Origin of the sequence: Romboutsia sp. MSSM.1001216sp_RTP31141st1_G3_RTP31141_220114 (genome assembly GCF_039031195.1) — a bacterium.
Taxonomy (GTDB): domain Bacteria; phylum Bacillota; class Clostridia; order Peptostreptococcales; family Peptostreptococcaceae; genus Romboutsia_C; species Romboutsia_C hominis.
On the sequence record NZ_JBCIUO010000044.1, the window covers coordinates 1 to 3,230 of the forward strand.

Below are 3,230 nucleotides of genomic sequence, written 5' to 3' on the forward strand. Positions count from 1 at the left end.
GTATAACATATTGATAATCAATATGTTTACGGGTTTAAGAGTTATGTTTTTTTTTACCCTTAGTTATGGAAATTCATACTTAAAGGTAAATTAAAAACATAACTATTGTTATTTTTATATTTGCGCTTTAGTTATAAAAAAAACATAACTATATTTGCGTGTAGTTATATAAAAAACATAATTCAATGGCAAAAGATAAAATAACAAAAGAACAGGCTGTAAGATATGAAACGTGGGTTAATCCTCAAACGGGAGAAAGCAGAGAATTTGCTGTTATAGATAAGCCATATCAATCAGATTATAATTTTCATAAGGTATGGCTCAATGACCTTGCAAAAGTTATGTGTATTCTTGGTTGAGCCAAAATACAATTATTTACTTGGATTCTTGGCGAAATTAATCCCTATTCAAATGAAGTGAGTTTTACAATAGCAGAAGCTATGAAAAAAACAAAAGTATCAAGACCAACAGTAGTTGAAACAACCCAACTACTGATAAAGGCTAACTTTATGAAAAGAGTGAGACCTTGCATGTACCGGATTAATCCTAAAATGCTCGTAAAAGGTAGCCATAACCGAAGAGTTGGAATTATGCTCAAATATGACGAATTACAAGAAAGACAATTAAATTTAAATTTAGAACTATCAGAAAATTGGGAGGACGATCATAATGCTTAAGGTAATAAATATACATAGAAACGATATAAATAACAGATTAGCAATGACTATAAGAGGAACGGAGAATGAAGATTTCCTACTGGCCCAAGAAGTATTCAGAGCCTTAATTTCTTGCCATTTTTGTGTAGAATCCAGTTTTGGATACGATCAAAACATGAATGAAATACCCGTCTTTAAATACCCCAAAAATCGAGATGTAACCATTTTATATGATTCCTCTACTGGCAGATATGGAGCTACCTGGCTTAAACCCATCAAAAAACAAGATATAGAATAAAGCAACCCAAACAAGTAACACTCCATTGAGCGAGGCTGCCGTTTGGTCGCCTCCCCCTTGGGGGACGGGAGGGGGATAAAATATTAATTAATTTATTATATTTGCATTATGAAGAAAGAACTTGGTAAATGGCTTATGGATATAGCCAAATACATTACTACAGCAGTAATACTGACTTCGATTTTTGGAGATGTAGAACAAAAATGGATAATTTACCTTGGTGGAATATTAGCCGTAGCCTTTACGTTGGGTTGGGGATTATATCTTGTCAAGGACAAAAAGAAAGGAGAATAACATGGGAGCATTGATTATGTTCGGTTTGGTTATCGTAATAGCCAACGTGGGAGGACTTTATTTCCTGATGCAGGACAAGAAAGAAGCCCACCAAATCAAGAAGTAGCACGATGAAAGAATATTGTGTTTACTGGCATGAAAACGGAGAACCCAGACACGAGGTCTTTTCCGATCTATCGGGTGCGGAGATGTTCTCTTGCATGATAAGAGGTTTGGAAGGGGTGGAGTACGTGGAGGTTTCCGAAGAGGAGAGTATAGACTTTGGAGAACTTGCGGAAATGTTTCCGGAAGACTTCCCAAGTTTTTAAAGGACTGTTTGTTTTTTATTAATTGCATATAAGGCAGGCGCCATAGTTCTGAACTTGGCGCCTGCCTTGCGATTTACTTTTTTGATTAAATCAGAAATAGGTTAACAAAGGGGTCATAAACAAGAAAATCGGGCTTCACAGCCGGACAGAGCGTTCTATTAAGTATGAAAAACCAAGAACCGACTCTTTATTCAGTACAAACATAGCCATAAACTTATACAAATCATACAAAACTTCTGTGTTTTTACACACATGGGTAGAAATTACCCGATTTATGGGGTAATTTCTATCAAAATACTTTTTTGAAAGAACCTTTTTTCCTCTTCCGTTGTTCTATCATATTTTTCTCTTTGATATGCATATAAAATAAATCCGCTGGAGATGTCGGGAACCCGTCAATTCACTCCAGCGGCTTGTATTTTGGCAACTCTCCCGTATCGGTCGGCTACCGTTTGGTCGTCACAAAGGTAGGCAAAGTGTTTGGAAAATCCAAGCGTTTTGCCTATTTTTGTGCACCCGCCATTCGGATGGATGTATAGCCCACTATACTTCGTTCCGAAGTGTGGGCTTTCGGACAAGCCGAAAGGGGAGGGCTTCCGCCCTCTTCCGTAACTGAAATGTAACACTCAAAACCATAGGGAAAAGAATGGGATTCGCAGTACTTCACATTGAGAAAGGAACAGCCGGTAAAGCCGGCGGATTAGGTAGCCATATAGACCGGACAAAGAAAGTTCTCAATGCAGATCCAAAACTTTCGGAAAAAAATCTATTCTACCATTTGGGCGAAAACGGAAAAGTCTATGTTTATGACACCTTCAAGAACCGAAGGTCATTACAGGAAAGAATAGACAGGCGAATCCAAGAGGGTTATAAGGGAAAGACCGCCATCCGCAAGGACGCAGTAACGCACCTGAACATAGTCCTTACGGGAAGCCACGAGGAAATGAAAGCCATCGGGAAAGACCCCGAGAAGCTCACCCAGTGGATGAACGAAAACTTTCGGTTCATCTGCGAAAGGTTCGGAAGCAGAAACGTTGTAGATTTCACGCTGCACATGGACGAGCGAACACCGCACATCCATTGTGTCGTTGTGCCGTTAACCAGGAACGGCAGGCTTTCAGCGAAAGAGGTTATGGGGGACAGACGGAAACTCTCCGAGCTGCAGGACAGCTACGGCAAAGCCATGCAAGCCAAATTCGGGCTTCAGCGAGGTATCAAGGGCAGCACCGCCACCCATGACAGCGTGAGGGAATACTATGCACGTATCAACGAGTGCATGAACTCCGCAGCAACCGAGGGAATAAAAGTGCCGGAAGTCTTTATAACGCCGCCGCAAATAGACACGCCACCACTTATAGGTAGGGAAAATTGGGCTATAAAGCAAAATAAGGCGATTTGCGACGCTTTCTCTTCTGGAACAAGGGAAATACTCCAAAAAATACAAAAACGCGATACGGCGCAAATAAGGAACGAAAACAACAGCAAAATAAAACTGACGGAGGCAAACCAACGGCTAAGGAAAGAAAACGCACAGCTTAGGGGAGTAATCAAAGAACAACAAAAGAAACTATATCCAGAAAAATACATCTCCCCAAGAAAAGACAGCAGTCTAAAGCTATAACCCCCTCCCGTCCCCCAAGGGGGAGGCGACCAAACGGCAGCCTCACTCAATGG

General features: G+C 40.5%; 4 protein-coding genes. All 4 read left to right on the forward strand.

Annotated features, from left to right (window positions below):
* The first annotated feature begins 669 nt into the window (after positions 1-669).
* Positions 670-954, forward strand: coding sequence for a hypothetical protein (locus tag ABCP60_RS15750; RefSeq protein ID WP_343085158.1), 285 nt, complete (start codon positions 670-672; stop codon positions 952-954).
* Between the two features lie 108 nt (positions 955-1,062).
* Positions 1,063-1,248, forward strand: a complete 186-nt coding sequence (locus ABCP60_RS15755; RefSeq protein ID WP_343085157.1) for a DUF6722 family protein — start codon at positions 1,063-1,065, stop codon at positions 1,246-1,248.
* Positions 1,249-1,358: 110 nt separating this feature from the next.
* Entirely contained in the window at positions 1,359-1,556 is a 198-nt protein-coding gene (locus ABCP60_RS15760; protein WP_343102168.1) for a hypothetical protein, read from the forward strand.
* Positions 1,557-2,202: 646 nt separating this feature from the next.
* Positions 2,203-3,177 carry a MobV family relaxase gene (gene mobV / locus ABCP60_RS15765; RefSeq protein ID WP_343102169.1) on the forward strand — a complete coding sequence of 325 codons (975 nt, stop codon included), beginning with the start codon at positions 2,203-2,205 and terminating at the stop codon, positions 3,175-3,177.
* Positions 3,178-3,230 lie beyond the last annotated feature (53 nt).

Excerpts from the sequence above, each read along its gene's own strand:
- ABCP60_RS15755 (WP_343085157.1), top strand. The coding sequence starts at position 1,063 with ATGAAGAAAGAACTTGGTAAATGGCTTATGGATATAGCCAAATACATT.
- mobV (WP_343102169.1), top strand. The coding sequence starts at position 2,203 with ATGGGATTCGCAGTACTTCACATTGAGAAAGGAACAGCCGGTAAAGCC.
- ABCP60_RS15750 (WP_343085158.1), top strand. The coding sequence starts at position 670 with ATGCTTAAGGTAATAAATATACATAGAAACGATATAAATAACAGATTA.
- ABCP60_RS15760 (WP_343102168.1), top strand. The coding sequence starts at position 1,359 with ATGAAAGAATATTGTGTTTACTGGCATGAAAACGGAGAACCCAGACAC.